This is a genomic window from Butyrivibrio proteoclasticus B316 (assembly GCF_000145035.1).
Lineage (GTDB): Bacteria > Bacillota > Clostridia > Lachnospirales > Lachnospiraceae > Butyrivibrio > Butyrivibrio proteoclasticus.
This window is the reverse complement of the sequence record NC_014387.1, coordinates 1,020,314-1,045,177: the sequence shown is the minus strand read 5'-3', so window position 1 is coordinate 1,045,177 and position 24,864 is coordinate 1,020,314. Positions and strand designations below refer to the sequence as shown.

General features: G+C 42.4%; 16 protein-coding genes. 1 reads left to right on the top strand and 15 read right to left on the bottom strand.

Annotation, left to right across the window (positions count from 1 at the left end; all coding sequences use genetic code 11):
* Positions 1 to 46: 46 nt before the first annotated feature.
* The 12 genes from BPR_RS04350 to BPR_RS04300 all read right to left on the bottom strand — a co-directional run bounded on the left by BPR_RS04350 (position 47) and on the right by BPR_RS04300 (position 15,181).
* The gene (locus tag BPR_RS04350) at positions 47 to 292 is read right to left on the bottom strand and encodes a hypothetical protein (RefSeq protein WP_013280246.1); all 246 of its coding nucleotides are present in this window, start codon (positions 290 to 292) and stop codon (positions 47 to 49) included.
* 254 nt (positions 293 to 546) lie between these two features.
* The gene (locus tag BPR_RS04345; protein WP_013280245.1) at positions 547 to 3,363 is read right to left on the bottom strand and encodes a glycoside hydrolase family 3 protein; all 2,817 of its coding nucleotides are present in this window, start codon (positions 3,361 to 3,363) and stop codon (positions 547 to 549) included.
* A gap of 34 nt (positions 3,364 to 3,397) precedes the next feature.
* Positions 3,398 to 4,948 (bottom strand): carboxylesterase/lipase family protein, encoded by a 1,551-nt coding sequence (locus tag BPR_RS04340; protein WP_042256532.1) that lies wholly within the window; start codon positions 4,946 to 4,948, stop codon positions 3,398 to 3,400.
* 138 nt (positions 4,949 to 5,086) lie between these two features.
* Positions 5,087 to 5,824: a hypothetical protein gene (locus BPR_RS04335; protein ID WP_013280243.1), complete on the bottom strand. Its 738-nt coding sequence runs from the start codon at positions 5,822 to 5,824 to the stop codon at positions 5,087 to 5,089.
* A 15-nt stretch (positions 5,825 to 5,839) separates the two neighbouring features.
* Complete coding sequence (locus tag BPR_RS04330; protein WP_013280242.1) at positions 5,840 to 7,498, bottom strand: sensor domain-containing phosphodiesterase; 1,659 nt, start codon at positions 7,496 to 7,498, stop codon at positions 5,840 to 5,842.
* Between the two features lie 49 nt (positions 7,499 to 7,547).
* The gene (locus BPR_RS04325; protein ID WP_013280241.1) at positions 7,548 to 8,921 is read right to left on the bottom strand and encodes a diguanylate cyclase domain-containing protein; all 1,374 of its coding nucleotides are present in this window, start codon (positions 8,919 to 8,921) and stop codon (positions 7,548 to 7,550) included.
* Positions 8,922 to 9,111: 190 nt separating this feature from the next.
* A complete protein-coding gene (locus BPR_RS04320; RefSeq protein ID WP_013280240.1) occupies positions 9,112 to 9,546 on the bottom strand; it encodes a type II 3-dehydroquinate dehydratase in 435 nt (144 codons plus the stop codon).
* 63 nt (positions 9,547 to 9,609) lie between these two features.
* Complete coding sequence (locus BPR_RS04315) at positions 9,610 to 10,170, bottom strand: DUF1961 family protein (RefSeq protein WP_198408583.1); 561 nt, start codon at positions 10,168 to 10,170, stop codon at positions 9,610 to 9,612.
* Positions 10,167 to 10,268, bottom strand: a complete 102-nt coding sequence (locus BPR_RS21250; RefSeq protein ID WP_242662199.1) for a YesU family protein — start codon at positions 10,266 to 10,268, stop codon at positions 10,167 to 10,169. Before BPR_RS21250 ends, BPR_RS04315 begins: the two co-directional genes overlap by 4 nt.
* A 39-nt stretch (positions 10,269 to 10,307) precedes the next feature.
* Complete coding sequence (locus tag BPR_RS04310; protein ID WP_013280238.1) at positions 10,308 to 11,132, bottom strand: hypothetical protein; 825 nt, start codon at positions 11,130 to 11,132, stop codon at positions 10,308 to 10,310.
* 226 nt (positions 11,133 to 11,358) lie between these two features.
* Positions 11,359 to 12,132: a response regulator gene (locus tag BPR_RS04305; protein WP_013280237.1), complete on the bottom strand. Its 774-nt coding sequence runs from the start codon at positions 12,130 to 12,132 to the stop codon at positions 11,359 to 11,361.
* Position 12,133: 1 nt separating this feature from the next.
* Positions 12,134 to 15,181 (bottom strand): ATP-binding protein, encoded by a 3,048-nt coding sequence (locus BPR_RS04300; protein WP_013280236.1) that lies wholly within the window; start codon positions 15,179 to 15,181, stop codon positions 12,134 to 12,136.
* A 400-nt stretch (positions 15,182 to 15,581) separates the two neighbouring features.
* Here BPR_RS04300 and BPR_RS04295 point away from each other — a divergent pair, with 400 nt between their 5' ends.
* A complete protein-coding gene (locus BPR_RS04295) occupies positions 15,582 to 16,037 on the top strand; it encodes a hypothetical protein (RefSeq protein ID WP_042256529.1) in 456 nt (151 codons plus the stop codon).
* Positions 16,038 to 16,152: 115 nt separating this feature from the next.
* Here the strand turns inward: BPR_RS04295 and carB are convergent, their stop codons facing one another.
* The 3 genes from carB to BPR_RS04280 form a co-directional block, all read right to left on the bottom strand.
* A complete protein-coding gene (gene carB / locus BPR_RS04290; protein ID WP_013280234.1) occupies positions 16,153 to 19,419 on the bottom strand; it encodes a carbamoyl-phosphate synthase large subunit in 3,267 nt (1,088 codons plus the stop codon).
* A gap of 142 nt (positions 19,420 to 19,561) precedes the next feature.
* Positions 19,562 to 20,767: a carbamoyl phosphate synthase small subunit gene (locus tag BPR_RS04285; RefSeq protein WP_042256528.1), complete on the bottom strand. Its 1,206-nt coding sequence runs from the start codon at positions 20,765 to 20,767 to the stop codon at positions 19,562 to 19,564.
* 239 nt (positions 20,768 to 21,006) lie between these two features.
* Positions 21,007 to 24,813, bottom strand: a complete 3,807-nt coding sequence (locus BPR_RS04280) for a phosphoribosylformylglycinamidine synthase (protein ID WP_013280232.1) — start codon at positions 24,811 to 24,813, stop codon at positions 21,007 to 21,009.
* Between the last annotated feature and the right edge of the window lie 51 nt (positions 24,814 to 24,864).

Genomic DNA, 24,864 nt, shown 5'->3' with positions numbered 1-24,864 from the left:
TGGTAGCCTCTTATTATGTTCGCCATATTCAGTTGTAGGAAATATATTATCTAACTTTTACAAAGGCAACTGCCTTCTTGGTCTCAGTGTGCTCAGTCTTGCGAACGATGTTGTCCGTGTACACCTGGTACTCTGATTCGTAGTACTCGTCCTGCATACTGCCAGCTCCCAACATATCCAGAGCCTTAAATTTGCCGTATGATAGGTTCTGCTCCTTTGCCTTGATCGCGTCTGACATGATTTCGATGCAGCTCTGGCTCATGCCTCTTTTAGCCTTAGCGGAACTTCTCATTATTCTATTTCCTCCATCTCATAAGAAATTATTGAATGACTGGCTTGTAAAGGCCTCCTGGCCCCTCAACCGATAACCTTTACAACAAAATTTCATTCAATGGGAACATTATATACTAATGAGAAAGGAAATACTACTGCTTTAGCTTGATAATTCATTAAAATTTTATGAAATATTATTTCTCAGGCATAAAATCGGCATTTCCGACATTCTCGTCACCTAAAATATACGTAACAAAGCACGTTTCACGACAATTAGTTTAGTTCTGTAAGTCCTCTCTGGAACTCTTCTTCCATATCCTTAGTCTTGATAAGTCTTGCAGACTTGATCTCAAGACCGCCATTAGCAAAGTAAAGTTTCAGATAGAAGTTTCCAATAAATGCAGGATATACAGATATCTTGACTGTCTGCCACTCTTTATCCATTCCTGTGAGAGTCACAGTCTTGAGAAGCATCTTGTCCTGGAAAACTGAAAGTGGAAGCTGAGCCACATCAGGCTGATCATCAGCTCTAAGTACAAGCTCAAGATCCATTGTGCATCTTCTTGGAGTAGTCATACAGAATACTGTTGTAGACTTCTTACCAACCTTGATATCTTTGACATCAAGCTCAGTGATATCCTTGTCAGCCACTACATCTATCATTTCCTGAAGTGCCATATCTTCGGCTGATACTGCCTCAGCAAGCTCCTTGTCAAGATCTGACTCATTTCCGAGCATATGCTGGAATGAAGGAGACTTCATAAGGAATCTCAGGATATTGCCAGCGCTCCTTCCAAGCTCGCTTCTCTCAAGCCTTCCATCAGCAAGAGCCTCTGCAAGGTTATCATTATTGGTGTTATCACCTGCACTTGTATTAACCATGTTAAGATCGTTCTGGGCGCGAACCTGAGCAGCCACATTCTGATAACTTCCGGGAGCTCCGGCTTCGTCATTACCCATTGCCCACCAGTCAGTCATGGCAATACCATCAAATCCCCACTCGTTTCGTAAAAGAGTTGTGAGAAGATCATAGCTGCTGGCTGTCCAAATGCCGTTAACAGGGCCATAGGTAGTCATAACTGCTCTTGCATTTCCTTCTCTTACTGCAATTTCAAAGCCCTTTAGATAAATCTCTCTAAGTGCTCTCTCTGAAACCACATTGTTAACAGTGTGTCTCTTAAACTCCTGTGTATTACCTGCAAAATGCTTGATAACACCGGTCACATCATACTTGTGCATTCCCTTGAGCTGGGCAGCCACAAGCTTACCTGTAAGGAATGGATCCTCTGAGAAATACTCAAAGTTTCTGCCATTAAGAGGACTTCTGTGAATATTCATACCAGGTCCAAGAAGGGCATCAATTCTGCATCTTCTAAGATCAAGTCCTTCCCAGGTAAAGAGCTCTTCATTTATTTTCTCGTTAAATGAGCATGCAAGACATGTTCCGTTTGGAAGTGAAAAAGCGTGTGTACCGCAGTCCATACGGATTCCGCTTGGTCCGTCTGAGCAGCTTGCAATAGGAATTCCAAATCCAAGAAGTGAATCTGTAACTGCGCCGTATGCTCCTGCTACGCCAGGAGTTACCTTCGGTGAGCACATTCCCTCACCTCTCATCATTGCGCACAGATCTTCATCGGATAACTGGGCAATAAACTTTTCAAGAGAAACCTTGCCATCAGCAACGTCCTTGAGCTTATAGCCCTTATCACCTGTGTATTTATAAAGAGAAGCCTTAGGAAGCTTATCTTTTCTCTTAGTGTTTGGATCAAGAGTTCTTGTAGGTGCCTTCTCAAACTCTTTTACCACCTTACCGTTCCTGACAACTGCCTTAAGTCTCTCAAAGCTCTCTATAGGAGCGTAAGCCTCTTCGCACTGCCTTACTACTTCTGTCTCATCAAGTACAAATGTGCCGACTTCCTCAGCGCTTCTGACATCACTTCCTGCATATACTGTATACTCACCTTTTTCAAGTACATACGCTGACTTATGGCCTGTAACACCGCTGTCATCATAAGAAGCAAACCAGTACTTAGGAATCTCAAATCTGATATTCTGAGCCTGTCCCTTATCAAGGATATCTGTCTTGTCAAATCCGATAAGAGTTCTTGCAGGCTTACCAAGCTCACCGTTTGGAGTCTTGATGTAGACCTGAACTACCTCTTTACCTGCTGTGTCACCGGTATTTGCCACGTGAACTTCAAAAGAAATGCCATCTTTTTTGTCATAGGCAAACTCACCGGCAGCTATATCAAAGCTTGTGTAGGAAAGTCCATATCCAAAAGGATATAAAACCTTATCCTTATCAAAAGTCTCAAAATAACGATATCCTACATAGATATCTTCTTTCTGGTAGTTCTTGACTTCTGAGCCAAAATTCTCAGAAGATGCATAATCAGAAATATTCTCCGCGATAGTATCTGAAAGCTTACCGGATGGATTAACTGCTCCGCTCAAAACATCAAGAACAGCATTACCGCCCTCCTGGCCGCCCTGCCATACATACAGAACTGCAGATGGATCAACCTCTTTGACCCACTTCATATCGATGATATTTCCAACGTTCAAAAGAACTACCGTCTTTTTGAAGGCCTTGGTAACCTTCTTAAGTGCAGCAACTTCTTCATCAGTCAAAAGATAGCTTCCCTGCTCGTTCTTATTATCCTGATCCTCTCCGGCAGTTCTGCCGATGATGAAAACAGCAACCTCTGACTCTTTGGCAGCACTCTTAACAAATGCATCAGTAAGAGGCATCTCTTTCTGGAACCATGGCTCTGAAGCCCATCCTGCGCCTGAATCAAAAGGATTCTCTTCTACAAACTTCTCATAAGCTTCTCTGACAGTCTGATCAACCTTATAAAGCCCTGAATCAGCAATAGCTTCATAGATTCCGACAACATAGTCAACGTTGACCATTCCGCCTGACCCTGTGCCTGACTTATAATAATTCATCTGGCTGCGGCCAAATATCGCCAGCTTAGTATTCTCTGCAAGAGGAAGAGTCTTTTCATCGTTCTTTAAAAGAACTATTCCCTCTGCGGCAGCTAATCTTGCTGTCGCCTTGAATTTCTCATAATCCCATATTTTTCCCATAATATTCTCCTGTTATAAAAACCTTTAGAGCAGTTCAATGCTGGACATTTCCAAACTCGCCCACGCTGTATTTGGAAACTGCCTCCTGCCCGAGTCTGACTAACTCATGGTCATAATTATGTCTGCATTCGCATTCTTTGTCAAAGACAAATGTTGCTTCATCATTTTCTTTTGACGCAGGCCATTCACTAATCTTGTCGTTATTCGGATCTCCTGTTCTGGCAAAAGACATAACGCAGGCAAAAATCTGCTCCTGAAGCTTGTCAGATACTCCTTCCACATTAGCAGACGGAACCCTTTCTATGTTGTGGAATACAAAAGGAATATCCGAACAGTGCCATGCTATCTTGCCGTTCTGAATCGGAAACTCATAGGCAAACATATAAGAATAGACATTGGCTTCTTTTCTCTTGGATGCCTCAGCAATCAGCTTCATTGTAGGAATTCTGAACATGTAATCCAGTGAAATAAGATCAGTTATCTTCTTGCCCGGATAAGCCTTTTTAAACAGCCTTATCATCTCGTCGGTATATTCGTGATATTTTTCCTGAACAAGAGCTCTCTGCTCATCCTCCGTCATCTCATATTTATTAAAGAAAAGAGGCTGGAAAGCAAATTCACCAATAACTGTTCCAATCATCATAGGAATAGTCCCCGCATGCTCTGTAAAGCCAATGTGATGAGGCTCTCCTAGATAATAGTCATTGACCATAGGAGCCATTCCTCTGTACACAGTCGGATCAGTTATCTTCTCTGCTGCCTTTTCATAGGCACTTACAAGCTCAGGATATGGCAAAGTTTCCAGTTTGGACACATCCTTATCAGTAAGTCCAAGTTCCCTCAGCATTCCTGAAACAATCTCTCTTCCACCGCCCTTTTGCTCGCCAAAACCGTCAAAGTCGAGAACTCCGCTCATTACAAATGCCTTGTGAAAGAGCCCGTCTGCTGCCGGCGTCTGCATAAGAGAAGTAACCTTCATTCCGCCGCCCGACTGTCCAAACAACGTAACGTTGTCAGGGTCTCCACCAAAAGCCGCAATATTCTCATGTACCCACTTAAGAGCTGCAACCAGATCAGCATTTCCACAATTTGCTGAATTCTTGTATTTATCACCAAAAGGTTCAAGGTCCAGATATCCCAGAATATTGAGTCTGTGGTTGACAGTTACTACGACCACATCTCCATTTATAGCCATGGCATCCCCTTCGTAGGCCAGCTGTTCAATCGCAGAACCAGCAAAAAAACCGCCGCCGTGAAGCCATACCATAACCGGCTTCTTGCAATTCTCACCAAGCCCGGTTGTCCATATATTAAGATTCTGGCAGTGCTCAGACATAGGCCAGTAGGCATGTGGCACCATCAGCTCCCCCTGCGGATCATCCTGATGCATGAGGTTGCAGACCATTCCATAGCTGGTCGCATCTGCGACACCCTCCCAGGGCTTAACTTCTGTTGGCTGCATGAACCTCTCAGCTTCAGCATAGTGAACGCCCTTAAATACGTAAACTCCATTATAATAGTACCCCTGCAGTTTACCTGCTCTTGTACTAACTATTGTACTTTCATCACATTTAAACACACTCATGGTTATACCCTCCTTGATACAATTTATAGCTTTTTGCATTTTTTTCCAAGGTGTAATTATTTTATTATGTGTAGAATTTTTATGTAAACAGTAAACAAAAAAGAGTGACTGACTTTTTCAAATCAATCACTCTGACTCTTACTTTTGTACGCTAATTCTCTCATCTCCTGCAAGGTAATGAAGAAGAGCTCTTCGGGCTTTTTCCTTGTCAGTTGCTTCCACGCTCACAGTAAACTGATAAGTGTGTAGCTTGACTTCCTCTTCCTGACTACGGCGCTCAGCTTCCTCAATGGATTTCACCTTGGTATCTTCACTTGCCATCTCCATGATGTCATTGATCGCAAATTTCCTGAACAGCTCCTTATGTCCGGGATCAACAAGATATCTCTCTATCAGGTTAAGAGTGTGCCCAAGATTCAGATAATCCCCATGAAGATACTTCTCCATATCCATGAGTTCTGTCTCCTGCTGCATCAGTTCCTCGTTCCACTCAATCTCCTTGCTCACGATATCATTCTGCTCAGCCTCATGCTCTTTTTGCCAATCAAGAAGATACCATTTCCATATCTGAAATCTCTTCATGTTGACATCTTCATCGCTAAGCTCAGACATCTTCTGGCAGGCATGTCTTACGCCTCTTGAAACAAGTTCATCTGTAGTCCTGTTTATGTCATAGCTCCGCTCTTCTACAAGGGCCTTTTTCTCCTCATTCATTATACGAAGGCCGAGCTCACTGTCAGTTTTTTTCTCAAGATACAATGCGTAGTCACCGTGGCGCGCAATGATAACAGGCCTCTCAGAGAGCAGGGTATCCCTGAACTCTTTAAAAGACTTAAGCACGTCTTCATTTGAAATGTATCTAAAGGTTCTACTCATCTATAAAACTATCCTTTACAAAGCTTTTTTGTACAGGTCAAGTTCCTTGAATTTGTCTATCTTGCAGGGCCTTCCATAATAATAGCCCATAAGGTCCGACACCGGATATTGCTTGGCAACCTGAGCAGTTTCCTCATCCTCGATTCCCGTAAAGCAGGTTCTGATATGAAGCCTGTGGGTAAAAGAGGTAATGCTCTCTATCACATATTTATTGGTAACATTCTTGCCTATATTCTCTGTAAGAGCAGGAACGATATTAACTAAATCTATCGGCAGCTGCCTCACATAATCAAGTGATGCAAAATCGGTAACATCAAGTCCAATCTTGACTCCGCATGCCTTCAAAAATTCAACCTGGCTCTCGAGATGCTCAATAGAAAGCTGTCTGCTGCCGGAAGTAAGTTCAAGGCATAATCCTGTAGAAGGATATCCGGTCTTCCTGAGAATGTCAATAAGTGTTGTTCTAAACTCAGACCTCTCAAGCTGCATAAAGGCCAGATTAACGCTAAGATAGAAATCTTTTAACCTCATCCTGATCTCAAGCGCATCTCTAAGAGCATTTTCAAGTATCCAGTTGCCCAGATTGTAAAAGACCTGATCATTTTCAAGCCACGGAACAAACTCAGCAGGCGAGACACTTCCAAAAGGCTCCTTCTGCCATCTCACAAAGACTTCCATTCCAACCAGCCTTCCGTCCACAGATGAGACTATAGGCTGATACTCCAGATAAAAGCCTTCCATTCCGTTTATTACGCTGTTTCTGATCGCATCAACCATGTCGATGTTGCTCTTTTTATTATCCAGCTCATCGTTATGGAAAATGATCAGATTTCCGTGCCTTTGATGCTTGGAGAAATTAAGTGCATACTTGGCGCTTGTATAAATCGAGTGTTCATCTACTTCAAAATCCGCCGCAAGTATTACGCCACCGCCTATTTCAGCTCCAACTTTTTTACCTCCAATTGCAAGGGCATCTCTGGTAAAAGACCTCATGCGGCCGTAGAATTTCTTGATGTCATCTATAGTCATGGACTCAGATATCAGAGCAAGGGTAGTTCCTTCACCTCTGTACACTTTACCTATATCCTTGGCTTCATCAATAAGCTTTTTAGCTGTAGCTCTCAGGATGTTATTACCAATAGCATAGCCATATCTTCGGTTGATATCACCAAAGTCCATGAAGTTCATCATGAGTATGGCGTACTCTTTTTTCTTGAGCTTGAGCTGCCTCATGTGATTGAGCATCTCATAATGATTTGGTAAAAGAGTTATCGGGTCATTGTTATCAACTATTCCCTTGTTGATAATTGAGCAGGCGTAAAAAACAGGTTTGCCGGCGTAGTCTTTAATTACAACTCCTCTGCAGGAGCAGACTACATACTCACCATTTTTATTTCTGGCTCTGTATTCTATGTTTGGATTAACTTTTTTACCGGCAAAGCTGGCCTGTATGTATTCATTGTAATTATCCCTGTCATCGGGATGGATCCTGTTCTCCCAAACAGATGATGCGTTGTAAATATACTCTCCTGTAAGTCCGAAGTAATCGACTGCGTTTAATGACCATCTGGAAATATTTTTCCCCATATCAAAGACATAAACGTATCGGCTTCTTGATGTAACAGCGAAAGTATCGAAGATCCTGTTAATTGTGTCGTATGTCCCCTGAGCCATTTTTCTCCTCTTATATGCCTATGGTGCCAAATTATATGAGACACCTACATCATCTTATGTCTCTTGATGAAACCTGCCCCTCCCCATTTTCCTGGGCACGTCTTGCTTTTAGAAGTCTCTTGTTGTAGTACATGGCATCATCAGCTATCTTGATAACATCTTCAAGCTTGGTGCCATCCTCCGGACATCTTGCAAATCCGGCGCTTATTGAAACTTTGAGAGTAATCTCGCCGACCACTACATCCCTTGCGACATTCTGTCTCATTCTGGAAATAACGCTTTCATAGAATTTTTTATCGTGAGTTCCGTGAATAACGACTACGAATTCGTCACCACCAATTCTGAAAGCTCTGTCTTTTTCTCTGATGCTGTTCTGAAGCCTCTTGGCAACAATGTTCAAAAGAGCATCTCCCGTATCATGTCCATAAGTATCATTGACCATCTTAAAGTCATTTAGATCCATATAAATGATGCCATATGGAAGTTTCTTTTTACTGAGCTCATCCATATGCTCATGATAGCTTCTGGGATTGTAGAGATTTGTAAGTGCATCTCTGTAAGAAAGCACCTCAAGTTCCTTGGCATTAGCCTGCATGTTCATGTAAGCATACATAAACAGTGCTGCAAGAGCACTTATAACAAGTGCAATGGCAAAGGCGCTCAGCACCTCGGGCCATCTGATCCACCTCTTTACAGGAGCTATGTATAAAGTCCAGTAACCACCGCCAACTGTGCTGATCATTGCCTGAACCGGATTAGGTATCTCTTTTTCCGAATCTGTTACGATCACCCTGTTCTCGCCACTTATAACGTTATTACCGATAAGCTCGTATTCATAGCCTTCATCAGCAAGTCGGAAGACACTGGCGTCAGTCATGAACGCTGTTTCGTCAACCGTTATTGTTGCAAAGCCCCAGAAAGAGTCATCGTCCAGGTAAATTGGCTTGGTTACGATGATCCCCTTGGTATCGTCATTTAAGGTTGCCGGAGAAATGATGACAGACACCTTGGACATCTTGCTATAGTCAGCGTAAATTCCATACCTTTCATCTTCAAAGAAATTAGTCCCTCTGTGGAGAGAAGATGTCGCAGGATAGATATACTCAACTACTCCGCCAGGTGCAAGTGATATGTCGATGACATCAAGGTAGTCGTTAAAAAGTGCGTCCGAAATATCGTAAAAGCTATCCTGAGAAAGCTGTCCCTTATCGCTCTTTAACTGTATCTCAAAAACTCTGGCTATATATTCTCTGTTGTCGATTTCAGCTTCTATCCTGTTTCCAATAGAATCCGCAATGAAGCTAGCCCTCTCTTTGCGGGAGCTAGAAGTCCTGTTTATATACAGACCAGCCAGACCTACTGTAATGATCAGCGTAACAACGAATGTAATAAGACCTAAGGTAACGCTTTTTTGTTTAGTCATCTTACCCTCACTAGAATCGTTTTTGAGATTATTTATGCGCCATATACAGTAATTATATCATATTTAAACATGGTTTTTCGTTGTTTAGATACTCTTAATAATTGTGGCCTGGCAATCAGTTTATGTCCATTTGAATGTGCTTACTCCAATAATCAGTTTCTGTTAATCTGAATATAGATTACTCCGGTAATCAGTTATTTTCGCGAATATAGTCCATCGCCTCAAGGTATCCGTTAAGTCCATGTCCATAAATCTGCTTGTCACAGGCAGGTGCTGTCACTGAGACCTTGCGGAACTCCTCCCTGGACTGAATGTCAGAAATATGTATCTCAACTTTGGTAATATTCTCTATACTCTTGAGGGCATCATGGATTGCGAAGCTATAGTGAGTGTATGCACCCGGATTTATCACTATTCCATCTGTTCCATCGCTGTAGGCTTCCTGAATCCTGTCAATTATTGCCCCTTCATGATTGGACTGAAACAGCTCAACCTCATCTCCATCAGCTGCTGCCTTGTCCCTGATCATTTGACACAAATAGTTATAATCCTGATTGCCGTAAACTGCCTTTTCTCTGATTCCCAGAAAATTCAAATTGGGTCCATTGATCACTAATATTTTCATTTTTTCCTCTTTCCTAGTAATTAAATATGAATTTTTCCTCTATTGTCCGCAAAAAAACGACTATCAGATCCAGGTCACGCGAAGATTACGGTATTCAGCGACCAGCGGTGCAAGCTGTCTGAAACCAATACATCCGCTTGTGAGTATATCTCCGTAGCTTAGACCATCATCATCAAATTCGAATATTTGCAGATGATTTATAAAGAACTTGACCTTACCCGCCTGTTTTAAAAGCCTCATTGAGTACCAGGGCGAATCTATGCTTGCATCAGGTATTGGATCTGCTCCCTGAGCAACCAGATTAAAGCCATAGCTCTTTCGCAGATTGCAGGTGTGAAAGGCTCTCTCATTATCCTCTTTTCTTCTGAAATATGAGACATGAAAAGCATTGATGTCTCCGCTGTGATACTGATGATATTCGCCGGTCCTGAGGCTCAGCGATTCATCAAAAACAGATGCGCCATTTTTTCCCTTGGCTGCAAAGAAAAGCATGGCAAGTCCCGGCTCTTTGATTGGTCTAAACTCCCATTCAATAGCCACATCTGAGGGGAAAGACACCTTGCACCACAGTACAAAGTTGGCTTTCTGCCCCTCATCAGGTCCAAGCTCGCTCTCAAGCCTCATGACTCCTCTGGAAAAAGAGATATTGCTCTTCCTTCCAGCACAAAGTCCTTGAGACATTTTTCTGAATCAAGTGGATTCTCATATATTAGTTTCGACATTTGTATCCCCCAATACACCCCAAACTTTTTTTATAATACTCAGCCGCCTGTTACGTCAGACCACTTAAACTCTTTTCCCGTCCTCTGTTCATATATCTCTATAAAGGATTTGCCCTGATCATCAGGATTAAAATCCACATCCTTGGATTTCTGTCTCCAGACATTATCCTCAGGAAGAAATTCGTAAGCAATATTGTGCTGAAGCCACTCATAGGCCATATCATCAGCAGTTCTGTAGCTCTCATGATCTACTCCATGAATCGGATGAAGATCAATTAGTGCCTGACAGATTATGATCATGTCATTAGAATTTCCAATCAGATATGAATCCATGATCTTCCAGTGATCATCCCAATAAATCGCAGTATAGATGCTATCTCCATAGGTAAATACATAGTTTTTTCCCTTGCCATCTGAATCTGTAAGACCTATGTCTGCTGTAGATGTCAGAATTCCGCTTGCCTGATTTCCTGCCGTATTGCCAGTATTGTTCCGGTTCTCATCTGCCTGAGCATCTGACGATTCATTTTCTGAAGCATTACCTCCGGATGTGTTTCCACCCGGATTCTCTCCTGATGCGTTTCCACCAGGATTCTCTCCTGATGCTTCCTGCTCCGCTATCGTCTTGCTCTCTTCAATGATCTGAGATATCAGGCTTGAAGAGCTTGAAGCCACATCAGAAACCATTTCTGTAACTACTTCGCTTCCTTTTTCTACAATTAAAGATTTGCCAAATGATGCTATCTCGCTGGCAGTCTCTTCATCCACATAATCGGATAGCTTAAGGTTGCATCCGGTACAAGTGGCTAAAGCTCCGGCTATAGCTAAGGCTATGGCTATCGCCCCTAGTTTTTTCTTTTTCATAATTCCCCTCTAGATCTCACTCCGCAGCAAACGCGGATTTCTGGTATTTCATTCAGGTGCTTTTACATTTATATGATACTCGAATTGCTCCATGATTGACAACTATACTGTTTACCCGAAAAACACAGTTTATTATTTTTTCGGGTAGACCACTCAAAAAATTACACATAAAATGATTGCCCGAAAAGGATTTAAATCCAATATTCGGGCAATCCACATTCTCAATTCACTGCAGCTGCATAGATTTAATCTTCTGGTTTTCAAAGAACTCATCAATATTTGCTACGAGTTCAGCTGGTGGCATGGTTTTTAAAAGATATTTCTCAGGTTTTAGAGCCAGAACCTGCATGACGCTTTCCTTGTCACCCTTGACAGTCAGAAACATCACCGGAATGTCACTTGTAAAAGACTCACTTCTGAGCATCTCAAGTACCTTAGGTCCAGGAGTTACAGGCATCTCATAGTCAAGGAGAATTAAGTCTACCTTGTTTTTGGCAAGAAAAGTAATAGCTGTCATTCCGGAATTGACCATAAATACCTGATATTTCTCAGATAGCCAGCTCTTTATTGTTCTGAGCATTGTACCATCATCATCCACGACCAGAATTCTCTTTTTCTGATTTCGGGCATCTTCATTTTCAACCACCTTGTTCATCTGCCTTGCGAGCTCTTTAACATTGACAGGGCGCTCAAATACAAGTGATATCTTATCTTTACTAATAATGCCGTAGATTTTCTCTATTTCATCCGGTGAACCTATGACACTTATGGAAAGATCACGCTCAATGCTCTTATCGCGCAGATATACGAGAAATTCCATCATCTCATCCAGATCATCCACATAGATAAGATAAACATTGGGCTTGTCTTCAAGATGTTCAATTTCTGTGACGTCAGGCAGAGCCTGCACTACTCCAAAGCCCTCTTCTTTAAGTTCTTTTGCTATGGAACTTACCATGAAGCTCTTGCCACTTCCTATTAAGAGTACTCTTTTTTCCATCTCATTCCTCCAGAAGCACTATAAGTGCATCCCTGTCCACTGCTGACATCAGCTTTTTGACTTCATCAAATTTATCCTTATAACTGTCTGGAATCCTATAACCTGCAAGCATATCCATAATTCCATCTGCTGTATCAAAATCATAGGCTTCCAATAACTCTCTCATATCTCTAAACGCATTTTTTAGGTCTTTTTCCTCTATTTCAGGAAGATCATCCTCAGAAGCATCCGGAACAATTGCAGAAAGCTTCTCATTATAGCTTCTGAAAAGTTCCAGTAGCTGAGGTGTCTTTTCCCGGATCTGCTCTTCATCTTCGTTGTTTCCGCACTCTTCAAGGTGTGCTGCCATCTGGGACAGTTCAGTTGCGCCAATTAGTCTTGCAGAACTCTTAAGAGCATGAACCAGAATAGTGTAATTTCTATAGTCTTTTTCGGAAGCGAACTTCTCTATGCTATCAGCCTTGGTATCAATGGTTGTAAGGAATTCTTTTACCACCTCTTTGAGAGTTTCAAGGCTTCCGCAGTTTTTCTCAGCTTCTGTTAAATCTATGCCCTGGAGTCTATAGAGGACATCATATATATCTGAGTTGTCCTCTGTATCTATTATTCCTGTATTGTTGCCTGCCTGATCATCATCACCATTAAATTCGCTCACATTGTATTTTGCAGCTTTGCCAGCGCTCTCATTTTCCTCGTAAGTGCTATTACATTCACGCACCTTGTCCTTAGGAAGATACTCTTTTAACATACTCTCCAAGGCCTCGCTGTTAACAGGTTTGGACAGATAATCGTTAAAACCTGCTGCTACATACTCCTCTCTTGCGCCGGCTCCTGCATTGGCAGTAAGCGCTATAAGCGGAGCGTCGATCGACAGGTTATCCTTCATTTTCTTAAGAGCTTCTAGAGTTTGAATTCCGTCCATTTCAGGCATTCTGTGATCTAATAAAATTGCGTCATATTTCTTTTTCCTGACAAGTTCAAGTGTCTCCATCCCACTTTCTGCAGTGTCAACATGTATTCTCGTTGCCTTAAGGAGGCCCTTTACAACTGTAAGATTAATCGGCGTATCGTCAACAACCAGAATATGTGCATCCGGGGCAACGAAGCTTTCATGGTATTTCTGTACATTTCCAAGGTACTCTCTGTATCTTTCTCTAAAGTCTCCAAGTTCTTCCCAGGATGACACCTGCTGTTTTACTTCAAAAGAAAAGTCTGAGCCTTCTCCGTATACGCTTTTAACTTCAAGCCTGCTTCCCATAAGGGCGAGCAGGTTTTTAACAATACTCATTCCAAGGCCTGTACCTTCGATTGAGCGGTTGCGTGTTTCCTCAATTCTCTCAAATGGGGAGTAGAGTTTTTCAAGATCTTCTTCTTTAATTCCTATTCCTGTGTCTATCACCTGAAATCTCAGATAAATACTGTCTTCGCCATCCTTTCGGTAAGAAATATTCAGGGACACACTACCTTTTTCCGTATATTTAACAGCATTTGTCAGAATGTTAGTCACGCACTGCTTTATTCTAATTTCATCGCCAATAAGCTGCGTTGGCAGGGTTTTATCGATATTGAATTTAAGTTCGAGATGCTTATCTTCTGCCTTGACAGCTATGAGGTTCACAAGGTCATTTATAGTTGAGCTCAAGTGATATTCCACGGGTAAAATATCCATCTTGCCGGCTTCAATCTTGGAAAAATCAAGAATATCATTAACAATTCCAAGAAGAGAATTGCCTGCACTCTTGACACTGTTTGCATACTCAAGTATCTGAGGATCCTCGCTTTCTCTGACGATCATCTCATTAAGACCCAGCACGGCATTTATAGGCGTCCTGATCTCATGGGACATATTTGAGAGAAATGCTGATTTAGCCTCAGAAGCTTCTCTTGCAACTTCAAGCTCTTTTTCAATTTCATATTCTTCATTGATCCTTGTGATATAGTTCTCAATGGCGTAAACAGTGGCTTTTATCGACTCATACATGACTCTGATCTCGTCGTGAGACTTTACAGGTATTTCTTCGATCCTGCGCCCTACTTCGATTTTTTTCTTATCATCAGACTCTGCGTATTCCCGCATGAAATCAGACATATTGCCAAGAGGTGCTCCGATGGCTGTCTTGGTGTAAAAGTTTGCAATCCCCGCCATAGGTACTCCGGAACACAACATCAAAAGTAGCATCTTGAGGTCATAGCTGATAGCCGTAGCATCAAGCGTAAAATTCATATTCTCAATATGCTGAACCATATCTTTCGCTTCGTCAGAAGACAGAATTGGCGCTCTATTCATGCCCTGGGCGAACATTTCTTTGATGTCAGGGAAAAGAGCTACCATGAAAAATGCCACAAATATGCCCAGCAGCACTTCTACTGCTATGATTATTGCGGTTATCTTATAGCTGACTTTGGTTTTTCTAAGCTGCTTTCTAACCTCTTCCTCTTGATAGTAGCCTGTATATGCTACTCCCACGGGGAATGGGTATTTCCAGAAATCCCTCGTCTTGGAATAGTATAAATAGAAAAAGAATGCAGTTCCAAATATTACGATCACTTCTCTAAGAAGATATTTCCAAAGATTCATAAGCTGCCCCGGAGCATAGGAATTTTGCGCAACCAGAGAAATGCAGAGTAGTTCTACTAAGGCAGTAAGCACCAGAGTAAAAAAGGCGCTTAGGATTGTTTTTTTAACAGTCCGAAACCACAGATATTGCCCAAAGAAGGAAAAACACAGCATTGGAACAAGATAAATAGCCATCTTGTATGCATTATCCATATTGTAGACAAGCGAGCATACAAAGGCTATCGAGAATACAATAGATGATATAAGATATCCATAAAGCCCGCCAATAAGTAAAAATGGCAGAATTGAGAATGTGAAGATTATTACTGAATCAGAAGCAATTGTCATCTTTTCACCATAAAGAGAAGCATGACAACATGCAACTCCCAAGAAGACAAGGCTGATAATTCCTATTATTGAAACAATTGCCACTGTGGATTTTTTATATTTTTCTATACCTAGCATCTTCTGTTTCCCATCGTGAAAAGACATTAAACCGCATACAATTACACTTTATTATATCAATTAGAGAGTGCTTTTTTATTTACTATTTCTAATAATTTAATTAATTCTTTCTCGGCAGGGGCAGCGGGGTGAATGATGATTTCGGGTAAAAATCTCTTTAAAGGACAATTTTTTTCTTTACCCGAAAAGCCTTTATAATGGCTTCTTTGCAAAATAGCTTGCCACAACCAAGTTGCTTTCAGAAAACTGCTAGGATATAATGATGATATGTAGATAACGAGTAGTCGTAATAATGCTAGGTATTATGTAAAAAGCTTCTATATCTTCTGATCAAGCATTTACCAAGCATTTACAAGTCGCTGCCACTATATGCAAGTTCCTCGTATATAACTGTAACTACCGGGCTAACGAAATGGAGGAAAAAAATATGAAGAAACGTATTATGAGTTCCACTCTCATTCTGTGGGGGCTTATGCTATTTCTTGCAGGAGGCATGTTTACTGTAAGCGCCAAGGCTGCTGACAGAACAACCTCGTACCTGAAAGAAGCTACCTTTGTAGACGCACTTAAAGGTACAAATGAAAATGAAAACTCCAGTGATCTTATGATCGCTCTTTATGAGAAAAAAGATTCAAATTTGATTTTCTTTAATGATGGCTTTTCAGAAGGATATTCAACCTACACCAAACAGAATGTTTATACCAAAGAACATGGCCTGGTTGATAAAATCATTATCACAGAAGGATTTGAGCTTATCAGCTATGAAAAAGATGGAATTTCTTACCTCGAGACAGCAGATGGAGTCATCTATAAATGCAAACATCTGACTGATGAAGAAGCTCTTAAAGCAATAAAAGAGTTCCAGGAACAAAAAGCTAACTAATGCGAGAACCAGCGTGTTCCAGAAAATAATCTATTAATATGATTACGAGCCAAAGCAAAATGCTTTGGCTCGTTTTTTATAGCCTGCTATATCCACAAGCATGAGTATTTCTTCTTTACAGCTTAGCAATATCAACAAGTGTGAGCTTTTCTTCTGAGCTTGCGCTCTCAAGGCTAGTTACAAGGGCTCTTGCTGTATCAAGTGCAGTTATAACATTAACACCTGTCTCTATGGCAGTTCTGCGAATAATGAATCCATCTCTTGTCTTGTCACGTCCCTGGGTTGGTGTATCAATTACAAGATCGATCTTGTGGCCCAGGATAAGGTCTATAACCGTAGGAGATTCCTGGCTCAGACGGTTTATCTTTCTGGCTGAAACACCGTTTTCATTAAGGGTATCAGCTGTTGATCTTGTTGCATAGATAATATATCCAAGCTTCTTATAGCGTCTTGCTATGTCTATTACTTCACCCTTGTCGGCATCCTTGACAGTGATGATCATCTGCTTGTACTTAGGAAGCTTAACTCCTGCACCAAGGAAGGCCTTATACAGAGCTTCATCAAAACTCTTACTGATTCCAAGGCACTCACCTGTACTCTTCATCTCAGGTCCAAGGCTGATCTCAGCACCTCTGATTTTTTCAAAAGAGAACACCGGCATCTTGATAGCAACATATCCAGCCTCAGGCTGAAGTCCCGGCTTGTAACCAAGGTCCTTAAGCTTCTTGCCCATCATTACCTGGGCTGCAAGATCAACAATAGGAATACCTGTTACCTTACTGATATATGGAACAGTACGGGAGGATCTTGGGTTGGCCTCGATAATATAAACCTCATCTCCTACTGCTATGAACTGAACATTGATAAGTCCAATTACATGGAGTGCCTTGGCAAGGCGCTTTGTATACTCTGCAATTGTCTCTTTAACCTTGTCAGAAAGAGACTGTGCAGGATAAACAGAAATTGAATCTCCTGAGTGAATACCTGATCTCTCGATATGCTCCATGATTCCGGGAATTACTATATCTTCTCCATCACAAACCGCATCAACCTCAGTCTCTACACCCTGAAGATACTTATCAACAAGGATAGGATGATCCTGAGCATATCTGTTGATGATATTCATGAACTCTTCAATCTCTTCATCAGAAAGAGCTATCTGCATACCCTGTCCGCCAAGAACATAGGAAGGTCTTACAAGTACAGGATATCCAAGTCTATTAGCAACTTCCTTGGCTTCTTCTGCTGTATAAACTGTAGCTCCCTGGGCACGCTTTATCTGTGTCTCCTCGAGAATCTGATCGAAGATTTCTCTATCTTCAGCTGCGTCAACATCCTTGGCATCTGTTCCATAAATCTTAACGCCCATCTTCATAAGATCCTGAGTGAGCTTGATCGCAGTCTGGCCGCCAAACTGAACTACTGCTCCATCGGGCTTTTCAAGGCGAACTATATTCTCAACATCCTCTGCAGTAAGTGGCTCAAAATAGAGCTTATCTGCAATATCAAAGTCAGTACTTACTGTCTCAGGGTTGTTATTTATTATGATTGTTTCGTAACCCTCATTCTTAAATGCCCAGGTTGCATGAACTGAACAATAGTCAAATTCGATACCCTGTCCAATTCTGATAGGTCCTGAACCAAGAACAAGAATTTTCTTCTTGTCGGAGTCAGACTTTATTGCAGCTTCATCCTCAGAATCAGGACCGTTGTAAACAGAATAGTAGTAAGGAGTCTCAGCTGCAAACTCAGCTGCGCAGGTATCTACAATCTTGAAGCTAGCATGTATGTTGTAGTAATCGCGAAGCTCTTTTAACACACTGACAGGGAATCTTGTAAGTCTGCTGATAACCGTGTCAGGATACTCAAGGCGCTTTGCTTCAAGCATAGTCTCAAAGCTTATAACCTTCTTGGCATCATCAAGTGTGCCTGTTTTACCAGCAGTATTCTTTTCTCCACAGCGAAGGAGCTTAAGTTCCATCTTGACCAAAGTGTGGAGCTTATCAATAAACCACAGATCGATCATAGTGATATCATGAATTTCCTCGTGGCTGATCCCGCGTCTTAATGCTTCAGCGATAACCCAGATTCTCTGGTCATCAACAACTTTGAGTCTATCGATGAGTTCGTCATCATCAAGATCAGAGAAGTCATAGCTTGTAAGGCAGTCGACGTGCTGCTCAAGGCTACGGATAGCCTTCATCATCGCACCTTCAAAGTTAGTACAGATACTCATTACCTCACCGGTTGCTTTCATCTGTGTTGTAAGAGTTCTCTTGGCAGTGATGAACTTATCAAACGGAAGTCTTGGGAACTTAACTACGCAGTAATCAAGTGTAGGCTCAAAACTTGCATAGGTCTTACCTGTGATAGCATTTTTGATCTCATCAAGGGTATAGCCAAGGGCAATCTTGGCTGCAACCTTGGCAATAGGGTAACCTGTTGCCTTACTTGCAAGAGCTGATGAGCGGCTAACTCTTGGGTTAACCTCGATTACGCAGTACTCAAAGCTTGTTGGGTGAAGTGCGAACTGAACGTTACATCCACCGGTGATCTTGAGCTCATCAATAATGTTAAGGGCAGCACTTCTGAGCATCTGATATTCCTTGTCGGAAAGTGTCTGAGAAGGTGCTACAACTATTGAATCTCCTGTATGAACACCAACAGGATCTATGTTTTCCATATTACAAACTGTAATGCAGTTACCAAGGCTGTCACGCATTACCTCATACTCGATCTCTTTCCAGCCTGCGATACATCTCTCAACCAGAACCTCGTTGGCACGGGATAATCTAAGACCATTCTCAAGGATTTCCCTGCACTGGGCTGCGTTGTAGGCAATACCGCCGCCTGATCCACCAAGAGTAAATGCAGGTCTGAGCACTACAGGATATCCAATCTTACCGGCAAAAGAGATACCGTCTTCAACATTGTGAACGACCAAAGACGCAGCACATGGCTCGCCAATCTTCTCCATTGTATCCTTGAATTCCTGACGATCCTCAGCTTTTCTGATAGTCTCAGCTGTTGTTCCAAGAAGCTTAACACCATGTGATTTAAGGAAGCCTGATTCATCAAGCTCCATTCCAAGGTTAAGTCCTGCCTGTCCTCCAAGTGTAGGAAGGATTGAATCAGGTTTTTCTTTTTCTATGATCTGCTCTAAAACCTTGACTGTAAGAGGCTCAATGTAAACCTCATCAGCAATATCCTTATCAGTCATGATCGTAGCAGGGTTGGAGTTCACAAGAACTACCTCTATTCCCTCTTCCTTGAGAGATCTGCAGGCCTGAGTTCCGGCATAATCAAACTCCGCAGCCTGTCCTATAACTATAGGTCCTGAACCAATTACGAGAACCTTTTTAACATCTTTATTCTTGGGCATATCTTTCCTTTCTATCCATGCCGACAAACCAGGAACCGCTTTGCCTGTTCCTCGTTGTCGCGGCGTTCGCCGTATACTTATCACAAAACATAAAAATGCATACCAGCATGTATTTTATTATGGTTCATTCTTCGTGCACGGCTCACTTTTGAGCGCACATCATACCAATAAAACGATCAAACAGATAACTGCTGTCCTGTGGTCCCGGACATGCTTCCGGATGGAACTGAACAGTGAAGATATTCTTACCAACGTAAGAAAGTCCCTCATTGGTTCCGTCGTTTACATTTATAAAAGCGGGCTCAGCTACTGCTTTGTCCAGTCTATCTGTGTCAACCACATATCCATGATTCTGTGAAGAGATATAAACTCTGCCGTTTGAAAGGTCTTTTACCGGGTGGTTTCCACCTCTGTGACCGTACTTAAGTTTAAAGGTATCAGCACCTGTAGCAAGGGCCATGAGCTGATGACCAAGGCATATTGCAAAAATAGGTACATCTGAAGCGTACAGCTTCTTGATCTCTGCAATCACGCCTCTGCAGTCCTTGGGATCTCCAGGGCCGTTAGAGAGCATGATTCCGTCGGGCTTATCCCTGAGGATTTCCTCAGCGCTTGTGTCGAATGGATAAATTGTGACATCACATCCTCTTGCAACAAGTGAATCAGCTATATTCTTCTTGGCTCCAAGATCCAGAAGCGCAACCTTAAGTCCTTTGCCGTTTAGCTCTTTGACGATGGCCGGTCTCTTCTCTCTTTTGCTGAGGTCTCCATTAAGGCAAGCCTCGTAGTCTTCCTTGTTAAAAGAGGCACTGCCTGACAGAGGGCCATTCTCAGCGATATCAGTTACGCCCTGTCTGAACTTCTTTTCCTTACAGGACACCTTGCTGACTACATCTCCTGTGGTGTAGGCATGAAGCTTATCTACAACATCCTCATAAGTTAAGTTATCGTTTGTTGTAAGATATCCGTTCATAGTTCCCTTATCGCGAAGGTGTCTTACAAGAGCTCTTGTATCAATTCCCTCAATTCCGGGAATCTCATACTTACTCATGAATTCCTGAATTGTCATGTCACATCTGAAGTTAGATGCAACATGGGATAATTCCCTGACAATGATTGCATCAACCCAGGGGCGCTCTGATTCCATATCTTCAAGGCATACGCCATAGTTTCCTATAAGTGGATAGGTCATACAAACTGCCTGACCCGCGTAAGACGGATCAGTGAAAACCTCTGTATAACCAGCCATTGAAGTATTAAAAACAATCTCGCTGACAACATCCTTATCAAAACCTATATGCTTACCAGTGAATATTGTTCCATCTTCTAATATTAAACGTGCTTTCATTACTCCTCCAAATCTGTAATTCATAAAATCCTTGAACACAACAAAGTAACTATATTCAAGAATACATCTACTTCGTCAGATAATCTCGACTATGCGACCAGCATTGAGTTTATAGGCGAATATGTACAGAGTCATGGCGATTTTAGCACTATGGAAGTGAGACTGCCTTATGCAGGCTCACTGGAATGTCCAGTGCTACGAGCAATGACCTGTACATATCTCCATAAACTCATGCGTCCTTATTTGAAATACTGTACACCTGATTCGAAGATGCGAAGGTCCTGCTCTCCATAGATGTTGATAGCAACGCCGTCGCCGCGACGCTCTGAATGAGCCATCTTACCAAGACATCTTCCATCCGGTGAGAGGATACCTTCAACTGCTCTGTATGAACCATTGATATTCCACTCATCATCCATAGTTACATTGCCCTCAAGATCACAATACTGTGTTGCAATCTGTCCGTTTGCAAAGAGCTTATCAAGAACATCCTCAGGAGCAACAAAACGTCCTTCACCGTGAGAAGCAGGGTTTGTGTAAACTCCTCCAAGCTCTGCCTGAGACAGCCAAGGTGAATTATTGGAAACAACCTTGATCGTTGCCATCTTGGAGATGTGTCTTCCGATAGTATTAAATGTAAGTGTAGGTGAGTCAGCGCTCTGGCCTGTAATTGTTCCATTTGGTACAAGGCCCAGCTTGATCATAGCCTGGAATCCGTTACAGATACCAAGTGCAAGACCATCTCTGTTATGAAGCAGGTCTTCTACAGCTTCCTTAATAGCCTCATTCTGGAAGGCAGTTGCAAAGAACTTGGCACTTCCGTCAGGTTCATCACCTGCTGAGAATCCGCCCGGGAACATAATGATCTGTGCGTTCTCGATAGCCTTTTTGAACTCAGCTACAGACTCTGTAATGTCCTGTGCATTTCTGTTTCTGAAAATCTTGATATTTACATCTGCGCCTGCTCTCTGGAAAGCCTGAGCACTGTCGTACTCGCAGTTAGTTCCAGGAAATACCGGTATAAATACTGTAGGTTTTGCAACCTTGTTCTTGCAGATATGAATACTCTCAGCTCTGTAAAGATCTGATTTAACTGCAGTCTTTTCTTCGTTGACTGTTGAATGGAATACCTTCTCAAGCTTGTTCTTCCATGACTCAAGGGCTTCATCCATTGAAAGCTCTACAGAACCTACTGCAAATACTGGAGCATCTGTAACTTCGCCGATTTCTCTAGCACCTTCCACCTTAAGTGCATCTGCAAGTCTGTCCTCTGAAACCTCAGCAACGATGTCTGCAATATCGTTTGTAAACAGCTCCCCAGCCTCAACAGAATCAGAAATCTTAATTCCAAGTCCATTACCAAAAGACATCTTACAAAGAGCAGCCGCAAGACCATAGCAGTCCTCAGCATAAGCGGATACGATCGCGCCGCTTCTCATGAGCTCTGTGATCTGTCCGTACAGCTTCATAACCTTGTCATAATCAGGAAGGTCGTATTTATCCTTGGCAATCTTGAACTGAACAAGCTTGTTTCCGCTCTTTTTAAGCTCAGGTGTAACAACATCTGACTGTTTAGCCACATCTACGGCAAAAGAAACAAGTGTAGGAGGAACGTTTATCTCATTAAAGGATCCGGACATTGAGTCCTTACCACCGATTGAAGCAATTCCAAACTTCATCTGTGCATCGAAAGCGCCAAGAAGTGCTGCAAATGGCTGGCTCCATCTTGTAGGATCCTCAGTCATTCTCTTAAAGTACTCCTGGAATGTGAAGTGGAGGTTCTTGTAATCACCACCTGTTGCTACGATTCTCGCAACAGACTCAGTTACAGCGTAGGCAGCACCATGATATGGGCTCCAGCTTGAAAGATATGGATCAAAGCCATAGCTCATCATTGTTACTGTATCTGTTTTGCCACCGAGAACAGGAAGCTTAGCTACCATTGCCTGTGTCTCTGTGAGCTGATATTTACCACCATAAGGCATGAGAACTGATCCGGCTCCGATTGATGAGTCGAACATTTCTACGAGGCCTTTCTGTGAACATACATTGAGGTCTGAGAGCTCAGCCTTAAGAGCTGCCTTGACATCTCCCTTATCGAGAGCCTCTGCAACCTCGCTGCTTGCAATCTTATTCAAATAATTATCATCGCTTGCAAGAGCTTCTACCTTAACTGTAGTCTCCTGATGTGCTCCGTTTGTATCAAGGAAAGCTCTCTTGATATCTACAATCTTCTTGCCTCTCCAGTTAAGGACAAGTCTTGGGTCTTCTGTAACGACCGCAACCTTAACAGCCTCAAGATTCTCCTCAGCCGCATAATCAAGGAATTTATCAGCATCCTTAGGATCAACTACAACTGCCATTCTCTCCTGTGACTCAGAAATAGCAAGCTCTGTTCCATCAAGACCTGCGTACTTCTTGGGAACAAGGTCAAGGTTAATATCAAGTCCCGGCGCAAGCTCACCGATTGCTACTGAAACTCCGCCTGCACCAAAGTCGTTACACTTCTTTATAAGCTCACTAACTTCAGGTCTTCTAAAGAGTCTCTGAAGCTTACGCTCTGTAGGAGCATTACCCTTCTGAACCTCAGCTCCGCAGGTTGTAAGTGATTTGCTGTCGTGAGCCTTGGAGGAACCTGTTGCTCCGCCGCAGCCATCTCTACCTGTTCTTCCGCCGAGGAGGATAATGATATCTCCCGGATCAGCGCTTTCTCTAATTACATGCTCCTGTGGAGCAGCACCCATAACCGCGCCAATCTCCATTCTCTTGGCAACGTAACCAGGGTGATATACCTCTTTTACATAGCCTGTTGCAAGGCCAATCTGGTTACCATATGATGAATAGCCGCTTGCAGCGCCTCTAACAAGCTTTTTCTGTGAGAGCTTGCCCTTCATAGTCTCAGCTACAGGAACTGTTGGATCTGCAGCACCTGTAACACGCATAGCCTGATATACATAGCCTCTTCCTGAAAGAGGATCTCTTATAGCACCGCCAAGACATGTAGCTGCGCCACCAAATGGCTCGATCTCTGTAGGATGGTTGTGAGTTTCGTTCTTGAAGAATACAAGCCAGTTCTCTAAAGAAGGGCCGTTACCGTAGTCAACTTCTACAGGAACAACTACTGTACACGCATTGTTCTCTTCAGACTCTTCCATGTCTGTGAGCTTTCCGTCCTTTTTGAGCTTCTTCATTCCCATAAGGGCGATATCCATAAGGGAAATGAATTTCTCTTTTTTCTTATCATCTGTTGTGTAAAGAGCATCTCTGCTCGCAAGGTAATCTTCATAAGAAGCCTTGATAGGCTCGGCAAAAAAGCCGTCTTCAAAGGAGATGTCTTTAAGCTCTGTACCAAATGTTGTATGGCGGCAGTGATCAGACCAGTATGTATCAAGCACTCTGATCTCTGTCATAGAAGGATCACGCTTCTCATCATCATGGAAGTATTGCTGGATCCACTTGAAATCATTGAAAGTCATAGCAAGGCCAAGTGACTGATAAAGCGCCTTAAGATCAGCTTCAGTCATATCCTTGAAGCCATCAAAAATCTTGACATCTTCAGGATCATCGTAGGTTTCAACAAGTGTCTGCGGCTTGTCATCAGAAGCTATACGTGAATCAACAGGGTTCATTGTATAGTCCTTGATCTTCTCAAGCTCTTCCTCTGTTATATTTCCTATGAGCATATAAGTTACTGCAGTTCTGATAACAGGCTCCTCATCACCCTTTATAAAACGAACACACTGCTCGGCAGAATCCGCTCTCTGGTCAAATTGTCCCGGAAGTGCCTCAATACTGAATACTTTGGCTCCCTCAGGAATATCTATTTTTTCCCTGTAAAGTATGTCTACAGGAGGCTCGGAAAATACGGTTCCTACAGCCTTCTCAAATACATCATCAGATACATTTTCCACATCATATCTGATAAAGATCCTTACCTTCTCAACGCCCTTGATCCCAAGGTAACCTGAAATCTCATGACGCAGCTCTCTTGCCTTTCCTGCGTAAGGTTCTTTCTTTTCTACGTAGATTCGTCTTACAGTGCTCATAACTTCTCCTCTTTCCTTTTTATATCTATGAACTGACTAGTCAGCATCATA

Coding starts and splice junctions, on each gene's coding strand:
- BPR_RS04295 (WP_042256529.1), top strand. CDS start 15,582: ATGAAGAAACGTATTATGAGTTCCACTCTCATTCTGTGGGGGCTTATG.
- BPR_RS04350 (WP_013280246.1), bottom strand. CDS start 292: ATGAGAAGTTCCGCTAAGGCTAAAAGAGGCATGAGCCAGAGCTGCATC.
- BPR_RS04335 (WP_013280243.1), bottom strand. CDS start 5,824: ATGAGTAGAACCTTTAGATACATTTCAAATGAAGACGTGCTTAAGTCT.
- BPR_RS04285 (WP_042256528.1), bottom strand. CDS start 20,767: ATGAAAGCACGTTTAATATTAGAAGATGGAACAATATTCACTGGTAAG.
- BPR_RS04310 (WP_013280238.1), bottom strand. CDS start 11,132: ATGAAAAAGAAAAAACTAGGGGCGATAGCCATAGCCTTAGCTATAGCC.
- BPR_RS04330 (WP_013280242.1), bottom strand. CDS start 7,498: ATGGCTCAGGGGACATACGACACAATTAACAGGATCTTCGATACTTTC.
- BPR_RS04280 (WP_013280232.1), bottom strand. CDS start 24,813: ATGAGCACTGTAAGACGAATCTACGTAGAAAAGAAAGAACCTTACGCA.
- BPR_RS04315 (WP_198408583.1), bottom strand. CDS start 10,170: ATGAGGCTTGAGAGCGAGCTTGGACCTGATGAGGGGCAGAAAGCCAAC.
- BPR_RS04320 (WP_013280240.1), bottom strand. CDS start 9,546: ATGAAAATATTAGTGATCAATGGACCCAATTTGAATTTTCTGGGAATC.
- BPR_RS21250 (WP_242662199.1), bottom strand. CDS start 10,268: ATGTCGAAACTAATATATGAGAATCCACTTGATTCAGAAAAATGTCTC.
- BPR_RS04300 (WP_013280236.1), bottom strand. CDS start 15,181: ATGTCTTTTCACGATGGGAAACAGAAGATGCTAGGTATAGAAAAATAT.
- BPR_RS04340 (WP_042256532.1), bottom strand. CDS start 4,948: ATGAGTGTGTTTAAATGTGATGAAAGTACAATAGTTAGTACAAGAGCA.
- BPR_RS04325 (WP_013280241.1), bottom strand. CDS start 8,921: ATGACTAAACAAAAAAGCGTTACCTTAGGTCTTATTACATTCGTTGTT.
- BPR_RS04345 (WP_013280245.1), bottom strand. CDS start 3,363: ATGGGAAAAATATGGGATTATGAGAAATTCAAGGCGACAGCAAGATTA.
- BPR_RS04305 (WP_013280237.1), bottom strand. CDS start 12,132: ATGGAAAAAAGAGTACTCTTAATAGGAAGTGGCAAGAGCTTCATGGTA.
- carB (WP_013280234.1), bottom strand. CDS start 19,419: ATGCCCAAGAATAAAGATGTTAAAAAGGTTCTCGTAATTGGTTCAGGA.